Here is a 17,601-nt window from a genome sequence, read left to right on the forward strand (position 1 = left end):
GCGATCTGCTACTGCTGCTTTTCTCCCCATCCGGGAACCTCGTTGACCAGCGGCCGGTGCCGAAATGCGGTGCGCAGCACGATGGTGGTGACGGTTCGCACATCGAGCTTTCTGCGAATCAGATTCAGCAGCTCATCGAGCTCCTCGGCCGAACCGACCTGCGCCAGGCACAGGTAGCTGGCGTTGCCCGCCACCGAATAACATGAAGTGATCTGTGGCAGGGCCTCCAAGTATTCGGGTGCGGTGTCGGCCATGGTCGTCGACAGCGGTTGAATCTCGATGAAAGCGGTCAGCGGGCGTCCGACCTTGGCGGCGTCCACATCTGCGCGATAGCCCGTGATGATGCCGCGTTGCTCCAATCTGCGGACCCGCTGTTGAGTGGCAGACGTCGACAGTCCCACTTTGTGTCCGAGCGCGGTGAACGACATCCGTCCGTCACGCGACAACAAGGCAAGAATCTGCTCGTCTGTTTGTTCCATACCGACATGGTGGCACCATGAACAGATGACCGACGCGCTCAGCCTCATCGTGGATACTGCGACGCTTTATTTCAGGGCGTACTACGGTGTGCCCACCACGCTCAAGGATTCTGCGGGACGCCCGGTGAACGCTGTGCATGGAATGCTCGACATGCTGGCCCGCCTGATCGGGCAGTATCATCCCACCGCTGTCGCCTGTTGCCGCGACGACGACTGGCGTCCCGACTGGCGGGTGGCGCTGGTGCCGAGCTACAAGGCTCACCGGGTGGCCGAGGCTCTGCCGGGAGCGGCTGAGCAAGAGCAGGTCGAAGACGAGTTGGCCCAGCAGGTGCCCTGGATTCTGGATTGTCTGGATGCCGCCGGCATCGCTCATCTCGGCGCTGCGGACTATGAGTCGGACGATCTGTGTGCCACCTTGGCTCACCGCGCCGCGGGCGCCGGTGAGGACGCCATCGTGGTCAGTGGTGACCGCGACCTTTTCCAACTGGTGGCCGATCACATTCGGGTCGCCTACATCGCTCGGGGGGTGGCCAAGCACGAATTGGTGGACGATGCCTGGCTGCAATCCAGGTATGGGCTGACCGGTGCCCAGTACGCCGATTTCGCCACTCTTCGAGGCGACCCCTCCGACGGCCTGCCGGGCGTCCCGGGCGTCGGAGAGAAGACGGCCGCCACGCTGCTCAACAAGTATGGCGATCTAGACGCGATCCTCGCCGCGGCCGATGATCCGGCCGAGCCGATGGCGGCACGACTGCGTCAGCGCCTGGTGGATGCCTCTGAGTATCTCGCGCGGGCACAGCAGGTTGTCGCGACCGCGGACGTGGAGTTGAACGATGTCGACACCCGGCTGCAGGTCGGACGAGCCGATCTCGCACGGTGCCGTCAGCTCGCCGAAGAACACAACAGCCGCGGACCGATGACCAGATTGCTGAAGTCGAACGGTGAGCTTTCGGACGACCAGTCGTTGGCCTAGAGCTGTGCCGGATCCTGGCCGTCGCGCACCAGCACATAGATCGCCGAGCCGGCAAGCAGATTCGCGCCGGCTTGCCCGAGCGCGCGTGGCCTGCCGTGCGGTGACAACGGGATGCGCTTCTCCAACGCGAGCTTTGTATCGTCGAACAACGGCTCCAGGTCGACCAGGGTGGCGTGGTGCAGGTTCGGCGTGGCATACCAGCTGTAGGGCAGATCCTTCGATCGGGGCATGTGCCCGCCCAGCAACCGCAACCGGTGCCGCCAGTAGCCGAAGTTCGGCATGGTGACGATGAGTCTCGGGGCGATTCTCCTCATCTCGTTCAATACGAGGTCAGGACGCAGCACCGCCTGCAAGGTACGGCTGAGCACTACGACGTCATAGGAATCCGATGCGAACAATTCGAGCTGGCTGTCGATGTCGAGCTCGATCAGCGGGACGCCCCGTTTGATCGCGGCGAGCACTTCCTCTTGGCCACGCTCCACGCCGGTGCCCGTACAGTTGCGGCGGCGGATCAGCCAGCTCAGCAGCTCACCGTCACCGCAGCCCAGATCGAGCACGCGGGAGCCCGCCGGAATATTGCGGGCGATGACATGGAGGTCCTCCCGCAGTTGCATCGACTGGCTCATGCGCGTCCCCAAGCCGTGTTCTGGTAATTCGTGGAAGCCTCCAAGAATGCCTTCACCGTCGCGAGATAGGGGTCGATCTTCAGCAGGAAGGAATCGTGCCCCCACGGAGAATGAATGTCACGGAACGTCACCGGCAATTCGGCCGCGGCCAGCTGACGGACGATCCGTCTGCTGTGCTCGGTGGAAAACCGCCAGTCCGAATCGAAGCTCATCACCAGATAGCGGACCGGATCTTTCTTGACGGCATCGAGTGCCGTGGGATTCGAGAACGGGTCGAAGTAGTCCATGACCCGGGTGAGGTAGAGGTAACTCAGCGCATCGAACCTGGTCAGGAACGTTTCACCCTGGTGCTCCAGGTAGCCCTCCACTGCGAAGTCGACGCCGAACCCTGGTTCGGACTCGTCGAATTGCGGATTGCGTCCGAACTTCGTCTGGAAGCCCTCTTCGGAGGTGTAGGTGATGTGAGCCATCATCCGCGCGATCGACAGGCCGACATCCGGGTTGTCGCCGCAGTCGGAGAAACGGCCGTCATGGAAGTTCTCGTCCCGGATGATCGCTTCGCGTCCCACCGCCGAGAAGGCGATGTTCTGAGCCGTCAGTCTGCTGGAGGCGGCGATAATCACCGAGTTCTCCAGTTCGTCGGGATATGACAGCGACCACTGCAGAGCCTGCATGCCACCCATGGATCCGCCGATCACGGCATGCAGTTTCCGGACGCCCAGATGGGCGATCAATGCCCGGTGCACGGTCACGAAATCGCAGGTATCCAGCAGTGGAAAGTCGAGTCCCCAGGGTTTGCCCGTCGCCGGGTTGATCGAGCTGGGCCCGGTGCTGCCCTGACAGCCGCCGAGCAGATTGGACGCGATCACGAACCAGCGGTTGGTGTCGATGGCCTTTCCCGGCCCGATCATGGTGTCCCACCAGCCCGGGTGCTTGTCGCCTTCATGCCAGCCCGCCGCATGGGCGTCACCGGTCAACGCATGACAGATATAGATCGCATTGCTGGCATCGGCATTGAGTTCGCCATAGGTCTCGTAAGCGATCACGACTTCGTCCAGCTGCTGGCCCGCCGTCAATTTCAACGGTTTGTCGGCGGTGAACAGCTGGACGTATCTGGTCTCGGTGATACCCAGGCCATCCGAAATAGTTGGCATCAGTTACCGGCCCGCATCACTTTCCGGTGACCGCCAACGCCTGATCGATGTCGGCGATGATGTCGTCCACGTTCTCGATGCCGACCGACAGCCGTACCATCTCCGGCGCGACGCCGGCAGCAATGAGCTCTTGATCGTTCAGCTGCGAATGCGTGGTCGATGCACTGTGGATGACCAGAGACTTTGCATCACCGATGTTGGCCAGGTGGCTGAACAGTTGCAGGGCTTCGACGAAGGTGGCGCCTGCTTGGCGTCCGGCGGTCAATCCGAAGCTGACCAGGCCGCTGTAGCCCTTGCCGGTCAATACTCGGTCTGCGACCTCGTGATATTCGTTGTCTTCGAGCCCCGGGTAGTTCACCCACGCCACGGCGGGATGCCCCAATAAGTATTCCGCCACCTTTTGGGCGTTCTCGCAGTGCCGGTCCATCCTGACGTGGAGGCTTTCGATGCCTTGCAGGATGATCCAGGCGTTCATCGGCGACAAGGTGGCTCCGGTGTTGCGCATCAGCACGGTGCGGGCCCGGGTGATGTAGGCGGCCGGCCCGGCGGCATCTGTCCATACGACATCGTGATAGGAGGCGTCAGGCGTCGCCATCACCGGGAAACGGTCGGCATGAGCGGCCCAATCAAAAGTGCCCGCGTCGACGATGGCGCCGCCCATCGAGGTGCCGTGCCCGCCCATGTACTTGGTGGCCGAATGCACCACGACATCGGCCCCGTGCTCGATCGGACGGCACAGGTAGGGCGTCGCCACCGTGTTGTCGATCATGAACGGCAACCCCAGATCGTGGCTCGCCTTTGCCCAGGCGTCGATGTCGATCACGTTGAGCTTCGGATTACAGATCGTCTCGCCGAAAACCAGCCTCGTGTGGTCGTCCACCAATCCGGCGAGGTCGCCGGGACGATCGGGATCGATGAGCCGGCATTCGATGCCGAACTGTACGAGGGTGTGGGTGAACAGCGCGAAGGTGCCGCCGTACAGCGTCGACAGCGCGACGATGTTGTCGCCCGCCGAGGCGACGTTCAGCACGGCATAGGTGATGGCCGCCGCGCCGGTGGCGGTGCCGAGCGCTCCCACGCCGCCTTCCATCGCTGCGATCCGCGTCTCATAGACGTTGGTGGTGGGGTTCATCAGCCGGGTGTAGATATTGCCCGGCCTGGCCAGCGCGAACAGGTCGGCGGCGTGCTTCGAGTCGTCGAAGGTGTAGGCGGCGGTCTGGTAGATCGGCACGGCGCGCGAGTTGGTCGCCGGGTCGGATTCTTCCTGACCGGCGTGCACAGCCAAGGTTTCCAGCTGATAGGTCGGATGATCGGCCATCGATGTCCCCTTTCGGATCGGCGCCAACCAGGCTACCTGCGTCCACCGTCAATTTTGGCTGCGTTCCACTCACCGCGCAGAACCTCTTTATCCCTCCACTACCTTCGTTGTGAAGGCATCGGTGGCGGCCACCGGAGAACTCACCAGCCCTGCTTCGGTGAAGAAGCTTGTCATCTGGTCCCAGCGGTCGGGGGTTTGGACGCCGAATTGTCCGCCATAAAGGTCGGTCGTCGCGTCCAGCACCGCCAAGGCGTGGGATTGTTGCTCGGAATCCGCCAAGGTCGGCACATAGTCGGCGGCGATCTGAACGACCTGCTCCGGGTCGGACGCGCAGAGCTCCGCTCCCCTGGTCATCGCCTCCAGCAGGCCCGTCAGATCGTCGGCTCGCTCGTCGATGGTCTGGTCCATGGCGCCGAGGCCGACGCTGACCAGTGGCGGATCGTCCAAGCTGATCGTCCGGATGGCGAAGTCGGATTCCGCGAAACGAACGACGTCGTTGTTGAGGAAGCCGACCACGGCCTCGACCTTGTTACCGGTGAGGGCCGACAACTGGGTGAAGCCGATCGATTGAATGTCGAGATCATCGCGGGTCAGCCCGGTCTGGGCAAGCACGGCGAGTAGGTAGAACCAGTTCTCGCCGTATTCGCCGGGCAGCCCGATGCTGTGTCCGCGCAGGTCGGCAAGGCTTTGGATCGGGGACGCCTCGGGCACGATGATGGTCACCGGATAGTTCTGGTAGGCGGTGGCGAAGTTACACACCTCGATGCCTTCGCTGCGGCCCTGCAACATCTCTCCACCACCGGCAAAGACAACGTCCTCGTCGCCTGTTTGCAGAGCCCCGAGCAAGGTCTCGTTGGCGCCGTGGTGGCGCAGTGTCACCGATAGTCCTGCCTCGGTGAACCAGCCCAGCGAGTCGGCCACATACGCGGGAGCAAATTGAATGTCCGGCACGTAGGTGAGGCCGAGCGTGAGTGCCGCCGTCCTTGCTGAAGCCCCGGACGACGCCGAGTTGGCGCCCTGGCCGGGACGCGAGCAGGCCGCGAGGCCGGCCAACAGCGCCGAACCGAGCAGGGTCCGGCGGGTCATGGATTGCATCTGAATCTCCTTAATTGTTATGGCGAAGATGACCGAGCCGATACCAGCGGGAGCTGGACGCGAACGGATTCGCCAGCCATTCGAGAAAGGTCATGCCGAGGTAGATCGCGATCGCCAGAACGCACAGCACGATCAAGGTACTGAACAGTCCGGTGGTGTCGCTCGACTGGGATTGCACGGCGAGCCGCTGGCCCAGCCCGCTTCCGCCCATCACCAGCTCACCGACGACGGCGCCGGTGATCGACAGGGTGAAGCCGTTACGAACGCCGGTCAGGGTGGCGGGCAACGCCAGGGGCCATTCGATCCAGCGAGCCAGCTGCCCGCGTCCGGCCCCGTCGACCAGGGCCGCGTCGATCACTTCGCGATCGATACTGCGTAGTCCGAGCACAGTGGCCAGAACCATCGGAAAGAAGACCATGACAGAACACAGCAGGACGACCGGCCACGTTCCGTACCCCACCCAGATCACCAGCAGCGGCGCCAGGGCCACCGCCGGCACGGCCTGGGAGGCAGCCAGATAAGGGTTGAGGGTCGCCTCGGCGAGACGCACATGGGCGATGAGATAGGCCACCGGCAACGCAATAACCGTCGCCATCGCGCAGCCACAGGATGCTTCCAGCAGCGTCGCCCCGATCGGCTTCCACAGCCTGCCCGAGGCCAGCTCGGCGCCGAGACGCTCGACCACCGACAACGGGCTCGGCAGCAGCGTTGCCGGAACAGTGCTGAACGAAGCCAGCAACCACCAGACCAACACCAAAACGATGCCGGCGATAACAGGAGCAACAATCCGCAGACCCAACGGCGCCTGCCGTATGCGGATATCCATGCCGCGTCGCCACCTTCCCGGTCATCATGCCGGGGTCGACGCGTGCGGCAGAGATGCATGCCGACATCAACCGATGCCGGCCGGCACAATCTGCCGAGCGCGACGTGCGCCTCCCATCCGGACTTTAACCGTCGGTACCGGAATTACACCGGTTCAACCGCATCGCCATTTCTCAATGACATGCGGGTCGCGGACTATCACCGCCGGTTCGGACTTTCACCGACCCCGGGCACGTTCGTTTTGCTCGAACAAGACTATAGCGTGGTTTCACCGCTACCGCATCGCATCCCAGATTGGTACCATCTAGGCATGAGTATGCAGATCGCAGTCCGGCTTCCCGATGAGCTCGCGCAGTTCGTGGACGCCGAGGTTACCGCCGGCCATGCGCCGAGTCGCGCGGCGGTTGTGACACGTGCTCTCGAACGCGAGCAGCGCTATCGTGCGGCGCTCGCTGATATCGAGATTCTCAAGAACACTCAACCAGATGACGATTTCGATGCGCTCGCCAGGCATGCAGCACATCGGCCGCTCGACTTGGACTGATCTAGATGAGGCCCATCTACCTCGCCAGACTCGACAAAACTCGTCCCGTACTTGTGCTCACCCGTGAACTCGTCCGCCCTTATCTGAACAGCGTTACTGTCGCGCCCATTACTTCGACCATTCGAGGGCTATCCACCGAGCTGCCGGTCGGTTCACGCAACGGCTTGGACCATGATTGCGTCGTGAGTCTCGACAACATCGTCACGATTACGGTCAAGGACCTGGGCAGACAGATCGGATTCCTGCTGCCCGATCAAGAAGGAAACCTTACTGAAGCGATGATGAATGCCTTCGATCTCGTGACCTCGTGACAGACAGATGGCCCGGCCCACGAGCGGCATCGGACGGCGGCCGTCAGTGCCGCCCGTCTCTCGGGTAGAGCACCGCGACCGCGACCAGGGCTGCGAGCAGGGCGACGGCGCAGATCAGCATGGAGACCCGCATGCCGGCAACGAACCCCTGGCTCGCCAACGCGTTGAGTTGAGCAGCGAGCCCGGCCGATAGTTGTTCGGCGGCTCTGGCGGCACCCGCCACCGATTCCAACGCGGTCTGTTGCAGGTCGCCCAGTTGGGGCCATAGCGAATCGGCCATCAAGACCCCTCGGTAACGGGCCGCCAGCAGCGATCCGATGACCGCCACACCGAGCGCGCTGCCCACCTGCTGCAAGGCCGTGTTGGTGGCCGAGCCGGCACCGGTGGCATCAGGTGGCAGCGAATCCATCACGGCCTGAGTGGCCGCCGGAACCAAGAGGCCCGCTCCGAGCCCGAAGAGCAGCACGCCTGGCAGTAGATGCATGAAGTTTGAATTGGCGGACGTGGTCGCGATCAAGGCGTATCCGGCCCCGACACACCCCAGGCCGATCAATACCGTGCGCTTGAGTCGCAGGACGGCGATGAACCGAGGGGCCGCCAATGCGCCGAGCAGCATCGCTGCGGCTACCGGCAGCACCCTGACCCCGGTCTGCATCGGTGTGTAGTCGAGCACGAACTGCAGATACTGCGTCAGCACGAACAGCGCGCCTGCTCCCGCCGCGGTCACCAAACCGGCGACGCTCACCGCAACGGTGAACGTCCTGATCTTGAAAAGCGACAGCTTCAACAACGGCGCCGAGGCACGTGACTCCCAATAGATGAATGCTGCGAGCAACCCAACGCCCGCGAGCACGGCGGCCAGGACGAGCGGATTGCCGGCACCCAGACCCGGCGCAGAGATCACCGACCAGCAGATCAACGCCAAGGCGATGGTCGACAGTATGGCGCCCAGGTAGTCGATGCCACCTTCGATCTGATGCGGACGACTGCGCGGCAGCACCACCGCGCCGAGGATCACGATGCACAACGCAACCGGCACGTTGATCAAGAAAATCGAGCCCCAACCGAAGTGTTCGAGCAAGATTCCCGACAGGACCGGCCCGACCGCTCCCCCGGCGCCGTTGGCGGCCGACCAAACAGCGAAAGCCATCGTCCGTTCTTTGGCGTTCGCGAAAAGCAAAGAGACCAGCGACAGCGTGGATGGTGCGAGCAACGCCGCACCCACACCCATCAAAGCGCGGGCCCCGATCAGCAGCCCCGTCGTCCCGACGAGTCCGGCCATCAGCGAGAAGCCGCCGAATACTGCGGTGCCGACCAGGAAGGTCCGCGATCGTCCCCATCGGTCGACCAGTCCCCCGGCCACCAGCAGCAAACCCGCATAGGTCACCTGGTAGGCGTCCACCGTCCATTGCAGTTGATCTGTGGACGCCCGAAGTTCGCGGGCGAGGGTGGGCAGCGCCACATTCAAGATGGTGTTGTCGAGGCTCGCCATGAATAGGCCCAGGGTCAAAACCCCTAGTCCCCACCAGCGCAGCCGATGCGTCCGCGAGCTTTCGCGCACCACGGTTGAGGGCATCAGCCGACTGTCTTTCGCAACGTCACGACAGCAAACGTTACCCGCACAGCTGGGTCGAATCCGGAACCAAGAGCCAAATTAGGGTTCGCGTGCGGCCCAACCCCAGGTGCCCCCTGCACGTCCGGCCAGATCCATCCCGCAGATCAGCGGGTTTCGGCATGCAACCTGTGCTGACGAGCCCGGCCGCCCCGAATGGCGAAGAAGTATCCCGCCAGAATCAGCACTCCCAATATCCAGCACCATTTCATCGCCACACGATAGAGCTGCCAGGGTTGCCCGGCGTCGGCGCCGATCATGCCCGCCGCACTCCAGATCATCGATCCCACGGCCAATCCGAGCGGGTATGCCGAGCCGAGGACACCGTAGATCGCCGGATAATCGCGTTGCCCGAAAGCTGCGGCGCAGACCAGCGGTGGAGTGAGCGACCCGATAGCGAACCCGGCGCCGACCAGCGCGGTCAGGATGAAGATCCACCAACCCGTGGGGAAGAGCACGCTGCCCAGCAGATAACCGGCGACGGCATGCACGATCATCACGATGGCCATCGCCTTGATCATGCCAATTGCCTCGGTCAGCGCCCCCAGCAGCGGCTTGGTCACGATCAAGCCGATCATCTGGGCCGTCATCAACGCACCCGCCAGCGCCGGCGTGACGCCCGATCCCGGGTAGCTTCCCTGATTGATGTAGTACGGCTGGGTGATCTGCCCCATCGCGTAATACACACCCATGATGATCAAGGCAGCGTAGAGCAGCCAGAACCAGCCGCTGCGGATCGCCTCGCCCACCTTCAACCCGGGCAGCGGCACACCATCGGCCACCTCGTTTTCGAGGACGATGTGGTCGGTTTCGACCACTGTGCGGCCGTATACCGGCAGCCCGACATCTGAGGGCCGGTTCACCACGAGCAGCCATGCCGGAATCAGACAGAACACCGCGTACAGGGCTGCTCCGATCAGCATCGATGCCCGCCATCCCAGACCTCCGTCTTCGACCGGCTGATTGGTGTTCGAGAAGACGAGCGACCCGACCATGCCGCCCACTCCGGTGCCGGCCACGACGGTGCCCATCGCGACGCCCTTGAACTTGTCGAACCAGGTGTTCACCAAAATGATCGGCACGTAATTGACCGACATCCCGAACCCGAGGCCGGTGATGGCGGAGAACAGGTAGAGGCCCGCCATGCCTTGTGCGGTGGCCAGCCCTGCGATGCCCAGTGAACTGATCAGGCCGCCGATGACGAGCAGTTTGCGTCCACCCAGCCTTCCGATCAGACGTCCGGCGATGGGCATCACGGCGATGCCGACCATCAAGATGACCGAATAGAAGCTCTGGACCTGTGCTCGGCTGACCTCGCCGTCGGGCCATAGGTCGGCCCGGATGCGGTCGGTGAACATCGATAGTCCGCTGAGCACTATTCCCGCCGAAACCTGAATACAGACGGCTCCGATCAACACCAGGACGTAGCGCAGCCGGTTGGGTGGTGAATCGGATTCGATGATGTGGTCGGCGGAACCGAGCCGTTCGACGATGTCGTCGGGGTGTTGATCGCCTGCGAGCCCGGGGGGCTGCTCTCTTGCGGCCCCTGACGTCTTCGTCATGAAAAAGGTCCTCCTCGTGGAGGCAGTCTAGCCTCGATTCGCCGACAGGTTCTGTTACCGGTCGTGCCCCGTGACAAGCCAGCTGTTCGTCCGGGCACGCAGCACGAGCACCAGCAGCCGGACGCACATGAACGCCCCGAAGTAGGAGATCCACAACCAGATCATCGCCATGGCCGCCGTGGGCTGAATCCACAGCACGAGGGCAATCAGCGCACAGAAACTCAACATGGGCCATAGTCCCGCGATGGCCAGGTAGCGGATGTCACCTGCGCCGATGAGCACTCCGTCGAGAACGAAGAGCACTCCGCACATCGGCAGGAAGCAGGCCATCATGATGAAGCTGGCAGGCAGCAACCCGCGCACTGCTTCGTCCGAGGTGAATGCCGCACCGACAACCGGCGAGATCGCGGCGACCAGCACGGCGAGAACGAGCCCGACGACCGCACCCCACCCGACGATACGGTTCAGCTGCCGCCTGACTCCGAGACTGTCACCCGCGCCGAGGTCGTGGCCGATCATCGCCTGGGCGGCGATGGCCAACGCGTCCATGGCGTTGACCAAGAGGTTGTACAGCGACATCGTCACCTGCAGCGCGGCCAGCTCCAAGGTGCCCAGCCGCGCCGCCGCCCAGACGAGCACGACGAGCACGATCCGTAGGGTGAGGGTGCGCAGCAGCATCAACGAGGACGCGGCTAGCGCCTGCCACCGATTCCCGACCCCGGGCGAGAGCGACACTCGGTGCTCGTGAGCGGCGCGCACGGCGACCCGGATGTATGCGGCGGCCATCAGCGTCTGGGTGATGGCCGTGCCGAGTGCCGAGCCCGCAATGCCCATGCCCGCCGGGTAGATGAACAGCCAGTTCAGCGCGACATTGACCACGGCCCCTGCGGTCGCGACCAGCAGTGGCGTCCGGGTGTCTTGCAGCCCGCGCAATAAGCCGGTGGCCGCGAGCACCAGCAGCATGCCCGGCAGGCCCCACACACAGATAGCGATGTAGCGGAAGGCCTGCTCGGCGACCGCCGCGTCCGGAGTGAAGGCCGTTGTCAGAGGCGCCGCCACGGGCAACCCGATCACGAGCAACAGGACGCCCAGTCCCAGCCCCGTCCACATGCCTTCGATTCCGGCCCGGATCGCTCCGGGTTTGTCCCCGGCGCCAAGCCTTCGGGCCACCAGTGGCGTGGTGACATAGCTCAAGAAGATGCATAGTCCGATGACGGTCTGCATGACCGTTGAACCGACCGACATGCCGCCCAGGACGGTGGCGCCCAGGTGGCCGACCATTGCCGTGTCGGTGAGCACGAAGACGGGTTCGGCGATCAATGCACCGAGGGCGGGGATGGCCAGTGCACCCATCCTGCGGTCCATGGCGGTGATCCGCCATGATGAAGGTAACGGCATGCAGCTTTCGATTCGGTTTCATCGGTGGGACGCCACGGATGCGCAGATCAGCGGGCGCTCATGGTGATCTATCCACCAATCTGCACCTTACCGATCAACGAACATATCAGCGGGCACTCGTAGGGCTTTCGTCGTTCGGCACGGTGACCAGTCGCGCGCAAGACCGTGCGACGTCGAGATAAATCGCCTGATCAGTAGTGGCTGACCACCACAGACCCCATGGGGGCCCAACCGTGGATCCATTGTGCGTCGGCGACCGGCATGTTGAGGCAGCCGTGCGAGCCGCCCACACCGCTCCAGCCGAATGAGTCGCGCCAGGGTGCGCCGTGGAAGGCGATCGAGCCGGTGAAATAGGTCACCCAGGGAATATTCGGGCTGACATACGAGGTGCCGTCGAGGTTCGTGCCCCTCATGGTCTGCGTCTCGTATTTCAAGTAGACATTGAACTGGCCGGTGGGGGTCTCCAGACCGGGCATTCCCGGGACGAAGTACATGGGGCCGCGAACCACGGTTGCGCCTTCATAGGCGGTCGCGGAGTTGGTGCTGAGATTGACGTCGATCCAACGCTCTCCCGGGGCCGCCTGATAGGCGAGGTCTTGGGCACCCTCGGCGATCACTTTGTCTTCGTAACTGGCCTCGACCTTGTCGTAGTCGAACGTGCCCTCGTAGGGTTCGGCCGCGTCCATCGCGCCGACCAGCGCGTCAACGACCTGGTCGACATTGTTGACCTGCCAGCCGTCCTTTCCCTCTTGGGATGTCGACAGGACGCTGCCCGATGCATTCACGTTGCGGACACCATCGACGGCCTCCACGCTGCTTGCGGCACCGGTGGATTGCACCCAGGCGGCCACCTTTTCACGGTCGACGGTTGGTTCACCCAACACGCCGTCGTCAGAGGCGGGAATGGTGATCCACTGTGCCTTGTCGAGGGTGTCGGCCTGGTAGAGATCCGACTCATGACCGTTCAGCGTCACATCGAGGGCGACGAGTTCGTTCGCCTTGGCCGCAATGGCTTCGGCCTGTTCGGTGGTGGTGGCCGGAGCGACCTGATTCGTGCTCAGCTCGACTTTCTGCGAAGTCAGGGTTTGAGCGGCGGTCGTCGCAGCGCTGCTCAGTTCACCGATCTCTACCCCCGACCCCTCTTGAGCGGGATCAACGGTAAATGATGCCTGGTCCTCGGCGAGCTTCACGGCCGCATTCTTGGCGGGAACGCCAAATTCGGAGATGAGGTCGGCGACCACGGTGTCGGCCTTCGTCTCGTCGACGGTCATCACGACGGGGGTGTCGCGCTTCTGGAAAATCGCCGAGATCCGATCGGCGAGGCTTTGGTTGGCGGCGAAAACCTGGTCGGCGGTCGCCTGGGCGTCCACGGTGATGCCGAGTTCGGCGAGACTAAAGTCGCGGCTGTGGTCGTCGATCTGCAAGGTTACGTTTGTCTGTTCGGCACGGTTTTCGATCGATTGGGCGAGTTCTTCTTTGGTCTGCCCGGTCGCCGAGGCTCCGGCCGCTGATGCGCCCGGCAAGCCGTGGCTCGAGAAAAAGGCCAGGTAAATGGCCGTGCCGATAGCGAGCGCCAGCACCAGTGCCGCTGCGACCCAGATGGTGAGGCGGTGCGCCAAACTCTTGCGTTTCACGGCGACTAGTTTAAGTGATCCGTGAGTTGATTACGAAGTTCATTAGGCCGTGGCGTCCGATTATTTCGCGATCAACTATCTGCTATGGCAAAGCCCACCCCTCGCCGACAACCGGCACCGCCAGTCGGCGGGCTCGCTACGATGGACGAAACGACGCAGTAGTCGACCGGCAAGGAGGTCATCATGAGTGAACAGCCGTCCGGACCGGGACGTATCCGCTCGAAGACTGCGGGCCACATCGTAGTGGGAACCGATGGTTCTGATCGTGCCTATAAGGCAGTCAGCTGGGCCGCGGAGCGCGCTATCGCGCGAGGGTTGCCGCTGCTCGTGGTAATGGTGATTCCCGGCCCGCAGGTCGGACGCACGTTCACTGCGATGAACGAGTCCTTCCAGGAACAATTCAAGGGCCGTTGCCAGCAGCGCTTGAACGCAGAGGTCGAGCAATTGCGTCGCGAGTATCCCGAGGTGGATGTCAGTAGCGAGTTGGTCGAGGGCTATGCATCCTACGTACTGGCTCAGGCCTCCAAGGACGCCGCCCAGGTTGTCGTCGGCGCACGGGGCCGCGGCGCGCCGGTGTCGGTGAAGTTGCTCGGTGGGGTTTCGGACGCGGTCACCACCCACTCGCATGGGCCGGTTGCAGTGATCACCGACGAGTCGTGGGAGAACCAGAATGGCCCGGTGATCGTCGGTATCGATGACTCGAACGAGGCGCGCGCCGCGGCCCGAGTCGCCTTCGAGGCCGCCGATCTACGCAAGGTACCTCTTGTCGTTATTCATGCCTGGGACTACGCCATGATCGGCACCCCTTGGGAGTACGACATCTGGGACGAGTCGATGAGCCAGATCATGGACGAGCTCACGGCCCAGATCAAGAACGTCTTCGCCGATGTTCAAGCACAGTATCCAGATGTCGAGGTGGACCTGCGGGTCATTGATTCGAGTCCCGCGCAGGCGTTGATCGATGCCTCGGTCGATGCGGGCCTGGTTGTCGTCGGTTCACGTGGACGCGGTGGCTTCGCCGGACTGCTGCTGGGCTCCACAAGTAAGAGGGTGCTCCGCGAAGCGCACTGCCCGGTGATCGTGACGCGCGCTGAACAGACTGATAAGAAGGCCAACGGTAAAAGGAAGCGGTGACACCGGCAGAAACCGGTCAGCCTCAGGCCCCGAGGCGACGGGGTCTCTTTCAATGTCATCGAAAACGCGGTACCAGACGTGATACGGGAAGACTTGAGTCTTGACATTGCGAAGCTCCCGGTATGCAAATCCGGGGAAGGAGTGGGCGCTGCCGAATAATCTCGACGGTAGCGTTGAACCTGGCCTCGAAGCGTTCGACCTCGTGCGGCGCAGCGGCAAGATACCAATCGATCGCGTGATCGTATTCTTCGTCCGCGAGACGAGTGAAGACCAGGTGGAAGCTCAGGCCCTCTTCTTCGCCTCAGCGATCTTCGCGCGCGTCCGATCCCTGATGGTCTCCCACGGTACCCGTTGCTCTGGGTGAGCGTCGGCGTCAGCAATCAGAGCATCCAACAAGGCAGCAAGGTTCGGTGTGACCTCGGCAGGAAGGGACCGGTCGATCGCATCACGAAGCTCACGGCGCGCGACATCATCAAGTCGTATCACCCGCTCTAAGAGATCCTGGTCAACCATGGCCTCAGCGTAATCGCAGCAAGCGATGGGGACGCATGGAGACTCGCGTCTGCGGGGACGATTAGGTGAAATGTCTTACCAAGAGGGTCTTTGGCCCGACGACTCTGCCAGGATCCACCACGGCCCGGCGACGCCCGTCAATAGTCGTCATGGCAGGCTCCCTTCAAAAGTGTCCTGCCACCACAAGGACACGGAAGAGAATTCCTGCTAACGATCCGCTCAAGAACAGCGATGTGAGCGCTGGACGGCGCGTTCAAACGTGAGGCTCGCTCCCCGGCTCAACGGTTCGGGAAGCGGGGCCCACATTCTTACGGCGGCCGCGGTACCCGCGAGGCTATGACGCCGCGCCGCTGCCGGACTTCGGGTCTGATGCAGGAACAGGTGACAGTTCTGGTTAGGCCGCGAGGGCCAGTTCTTCGTTCATGATGGTCTCGAATTCGATCGGCGTCAAACGACCCAGGCGGGCCTGCCGGCGACGGCGATGATAGGTTCGCTCGATCCACGTGACAATCGCGATGCGAAGCTCCTCACGCGTGGCCCAGGAGCGCCGGTTCAGCACGTTCTTCTGCAACAGGCTGAAGAACGATTCCATCGCCGCGTTGTCACCGCAGGACGCGACTCTGCCCATCGAACCGACAAGTTTGTGCGCAGCGAGTTCACGGCGCAGCTTCCGGCTTCGGAATTGGGATCCTCGGTCCGAATGGACGATGCAGCCCGCAACGTTGCCGCGCATCCGGACGGCGTTTCGGACGGCGCGGACCGCGAGTGACGCTTTCATTCTCGAGTCGATGGAGTAGCCCACGATCCGGCCGCTGAATGCGTCTTTGACGGCGCAGAGATACAGCTTGCCCTCGGCGGTCTTGTGCTCGGTGATATCGGTCAGCCACAGTTCATTCACCCGAGAGGCACTGAACTGGTGACGCTCACGCCCGTCCTCATCGATGACGACGCAGCGGTCGTCGTGAACGGCAGGGCCGGGCTTCTTGCCGTTCTTGCCACGCTTCTTCCCGAACACGCTCCACCACCCATTCGACAACGTGATCCGCCACGCCGTTCGATCCGACATCGACTCGCCCTCCTGGCGGGCTTCGTCGGCGAGGAGCCGATACCCGAACTCCGGGTCATCGCGATGCGCGTCGAACAACGCGTTCGCGCGATACGCCTCGTCCAGCTCCCGCCGGGAGACGGGACGACGCAACCAGCGGTAGTAGGGCTGGCGAGCAAGCTTCAAGACCCGGCACGACACCACGACGGGGATCCCGTCCACGGCGAGCTCACTCACGAGCGGGTAGAGCCTTTTCCCGGCAGATGCGCCTGCGCGAAATACGCGGCCGCGCGACGCAGCACCTCGTTCTCCTGCTCGAGGAGCCGGTTGCGCTTACGCAGCTCACGTACCTCCACGGACTCCTGCTTCGTCTCGCCCGGCTGATCACCGGCCTCGATGCGGGCTTGTCGCATCCACTTGTCGAGAGTGCCGACATGGACGCCGAAGTCTTTCGCGATCTGCGCGAGAGTGACTTCTGGATCACGATTCTCCGCGACACGGACCACGTCGTCACGGAACTCCTTGGGGAACGGCTTGGGCATGATGACATCCTTCCAGGCCAGCGCTCTTGACTAGCCATGTTCAATGTCACCTGTTCCTGCATCAGACCCTTCATCAACCGCCAGGCGCTGCCAAGGAACTCATACACCTGAATACATGTGGCGTACGCCTGGTCACGGCTGCCGAGAACCATGCGCAAAAACTCGAGAGGCGTCTCGACTGCAGACAGCCCTCCCCGAAAGACCGGCTGGATAGCGACATTCTGAACAATCTCGCACGGCAGATCAGTAGTACGGCTGAAGCCTCGTAGCTCCACATGCTGGGGCAGTGTGCGCCACATGATGTAGCGAATCGGCGCGTCACCCTCCCAGTCCCGTACAACATCAGGGGCCTCGCCGCTACCTCGCGGGTGAACCCGTTCGTCACCGTCCGCACAGCAAACTGCGCGGCATCACTGTCGATGGCAAGGAAACCGTTGTCAGTTGGCGCATCACCCCGATCGAAAACCAGCATGCGCTCAGATTCGAGCCGGATTTCATCCAGGGAATCACCACCGACCTGATAGACAGGCAACCCCGATCGGAAAATGTGAAAAAGCGTGTGGGCCTCGCTCGCGGCACGCTGCACGGGGTAAGGGGCGGCTGGTTGAGCGTCCATCCAGCTGTCGAGTCTCGCGGCCTCGCAGGCAAATTGGTCGCCGAACTCCGCGACATCAACCCCACCCGACACAACCGCCATACGTATCCCGCCTGCCGCCTTCGATCTACTTTCGAGCACCCACAAGAATACTGGCCGCGCTCATTCAGACAGCCAAAACTATAGGCACGAGCAACTCAGACGATCACTAGCCAAGGTGCGGAAAGAGTCCTCACTGCCC

The 17,601-nt window shown here is 62.9% G+C and carries 16 protein-coding genes and 1 riboswitch; of the genes, 4 read left to right on the forward strand and 12 right to left on the reverse strand.

Annotation, left to right across the window (positions count from 1 at the left end):
- Nucleotides 1-8 precede the first annotated feature (8 nt).
- Nucleotides 9-479 (reverse strand): Lrp/AsnC family transcriptional regulator, encoded by a 471-nt coding sequence (locus QQ658_RS07310; RefSeq protein WP_286026991.1) that lies wholly within the window; start codon nt 477-479, stop codon nt 9-11.
- A 25-nt stretch (nt 480-504) separates the two neighbouring features.
- Here QQ658_RS07310 and QQ658_RS07315 point away from each other — a divergent pair, with 25 nt between their 5' ends.
- Nucleotides 505-1,452, forward strand: a complete 948-nt coding sequence (locus QQ658_RS07315; protein WP_286026992.1) for a 5'-3' exonuclease — start codon at nt 505-507, stop codon at nt 1,450-1,452.
- On the opposite strand, the gene metW is transcribed toward QQ658_RS07315, so the two are convergent.
- From metW to QQ658_RS07340, 5 genes are all read right to left on the reverse strand, one after another.
- Nucleotides 1,449-2,078: a methionine biosynthesis protein MetW gene (gene metW / locus QQ658_RS07320; RefSeq protein ID WP_286026993.1), complete on the reverse strand. Its 630-nt coding sequence runs from the start codon at nt 2,076-2,078 to the stop codon at nt 1,449-1,451. The two genes, QQ658_RS07315 and metW, sit on opposite strands and share 4 nt — an antisense overlap.
- Entirely contained in the window at nt 2,075-3,232 is a 1,158-nt protein-coding gene (gene metX / locus QQ658_RS07325) for a homoserine O-acetyltransferase MetX (RefSeq protein WP_286026994.1), read from the reverse strand. Before metX ends, metW begins: the two co-directional genes overlap by 4 nt.
- A gap of 16 nt (nt 3,233-3,248) precedes the next feature.
- Nucleotides 3,249-4,550, reverse strand: coding sequence for an O-acetylhomoserine aminocarboxypropyltransferase/cysteine synthase family protein (locus tag QQ658_RS07330; protein WP_286026995.1), 1,302 nt, complete (start codon nt 4,548-4,550; stop codon nt 3,249-3,251).
- Nucleotides 4,551-4,637: 87 nt separating this feature from the next.
- Complete coding sequence (locus QQ658_RS07335; protein ID WP_286026996.1) at nt 4,638-5,645, reverse strand: ABC transporter substrate-binding protein; 1,008 nt, start codon at nt 5,643-5,645, stop codon at nt 4,638-4,640.
- Nucleotides 5,646-5,655: 10 nt separating this feature from the next.
- Nucleotides 5,656-6,471: an ABC transporter permease gene (locus QQ658_RS07340; protein WP_286026997.1), complete on the reverse strand. Its 816-nt coding sequence runs from the start codon at nt 6,469-6,471 to the stop codon at nt 5,656-5,658.
- Between the two features lie 100 nt (nt 6,472-6,571).
- Nucleotides 6,572-6,708: riboswitch (FMN riboswitch) on the reverse strand.
- A 72-nt stretch (nt 6,709-6,780) separates the two neighbouring features.
- Here QQ658_RS07340 and QQ658_RS07345 point away from each other — a divergent pair.
- Together QQ658_RS07345 and QQ658_RS07350 are read left to right on the forward strand one after the other, a co-directional pair.
- Entirely contained in the window at nt 6,781-7,014 is a 234-nt protein-coding gene (locus QQ658_RS07345; protein WP_286026998.1) for a ribbon-helix-helix domain-containing protein, read from the forward strand.
- A 5-nt stretch (nt 7,015-7,019) separates the two neighbouring features.
- The gene (locus tag QQ658_RS07350) at nt 7,020-7,325 is read left to right on the forward strand and encodes a type II toxin-antitoxin system PemK/MazF family toxin (RefSeq protein WP_286026999.1); all 306 of its coding nucleotides are present in this window, start codon (nt 7,020-7,022) and stop codon (nt 7,323-7,325) included.
- Nucleotides 7,326-7,368: 43 nt separating this feature from the next.
- Here QQ658_RS07350 and QQ658_RS07355 read toward each other — a convergent pair whose 3' ends face one another.
- The 4 genes from QQ658_RS07355 to QQ658_RS07370 form a co-directional block, all read right to left on the reverse strand.
- The gene (locus QQ658_RS07355) at nt 7,369-8,901 is read right to left on the reverse strand and encodes a DHA2 family efflux MFS transporter permease subunit (protein ID WP_286027000.1); all 1,533 of its coding nucleotides are present in this window, start codon (nt 8,899-8,901) and stop codon (nt 7,369-7,371) included.
- Nucleotides 8,902-9,044: 143 nt separating this feature from the next.
- Nucleotides 9,045-10,499, reverse strand: a complete 1,455-nt coding sequence (locus QQ658_RS07360) for an MFS transporter (protein WP_286027001.1) — start codon at nt 10,497-10,499, stop codon at nt 9,045-9,047.
- A 54-nt stretch (nt 10,500-10,553) separates the two neighbouring features.
- Nucleotides 10,554-11,864 (reverse strand): MATE family efflux transporter, encoded by a 1,311-nt coding sequence (locus QQ658_RS07365; protein ID WP_286027002.1) that lies wholly within the window; start codon nt 11,862-11,864, stop codon nt 10,554-10,556.
- Nucleotides 11,865-12,088: 224 nt separating this feature from the next.
- Complete coding sequence (locus QQ658_RS07370) at nt 12,089-13,531, reverse strand: L,D-transpeptidase family protein (RefSeq protein WP_286027003.1); 1,443 nt, start codon at nt 13,529-13,531, stop codon at nt 12,089-12,091.
- Between the two features lie 183 nt (nt 13,532-13,714).
- Here QQ658_RS07370 and QQ658_RS07375 point away from each other — a divergent pair, with 183 nt between their 5' ends.
- Entirely contained in the window at nt 13,715-14,665 is a 951-nt protein-coding gene (locus QQ658_RS07375; RefSeq protein ID WP_286027004.1) for a universal stress protein, read from the forward strand.
- Between the two features lie 282 nt (nt 14,666-14,947).
- Here QQ658_RS07375 and QQ658_RS07380 read toward each other — a convergent pair whose 3' ends face one another.
- Both QQ658_RS07380 and QQ658_RS07385 read right to left on the reverse strand, forming a co-directional pair.
- Complete coding sequence (locus QQ658_RS07380) at nt 14,948-15,178, reverse strand: hypothetical protein (protein ID WP_286027005.1); 231 nt, start codon at nt 15,176-15,178, stop codon at nt 14,948-14,950.
- A 394-nt stretch (nt 15,179-15,572) separates the two neighbouring features.
- Nucleotides 15,573-16,765, reverse strand: a protein-coding gene (locus QQ658_RS07385; RefSeq protein WP_286027006.1) for an IS3 family transposase whose coding sequence is annotated in 2 segments (ribosomal slippage) — nt 15,573-16,478 and nt 16,481-16,765 — 1,191 coding nt in all. Because the reading frame shifts where the segments join, the coding sequence is not laid out codon by codon here.
- Nucleotides 16,766-17,601 lie beyond the last annotated feature (836 nt).

The organism is Propionimicrobium sp. PCR01-08-3 (genome assembly GCF_030286045.1).
In the GTDB taxonomy this organism is placed as follows: domain Bacteria; phylum Actinomycetota; class Actinomycetes; order Propionibacteriales; family Propionibacteriaceae; genus Brooklawnia.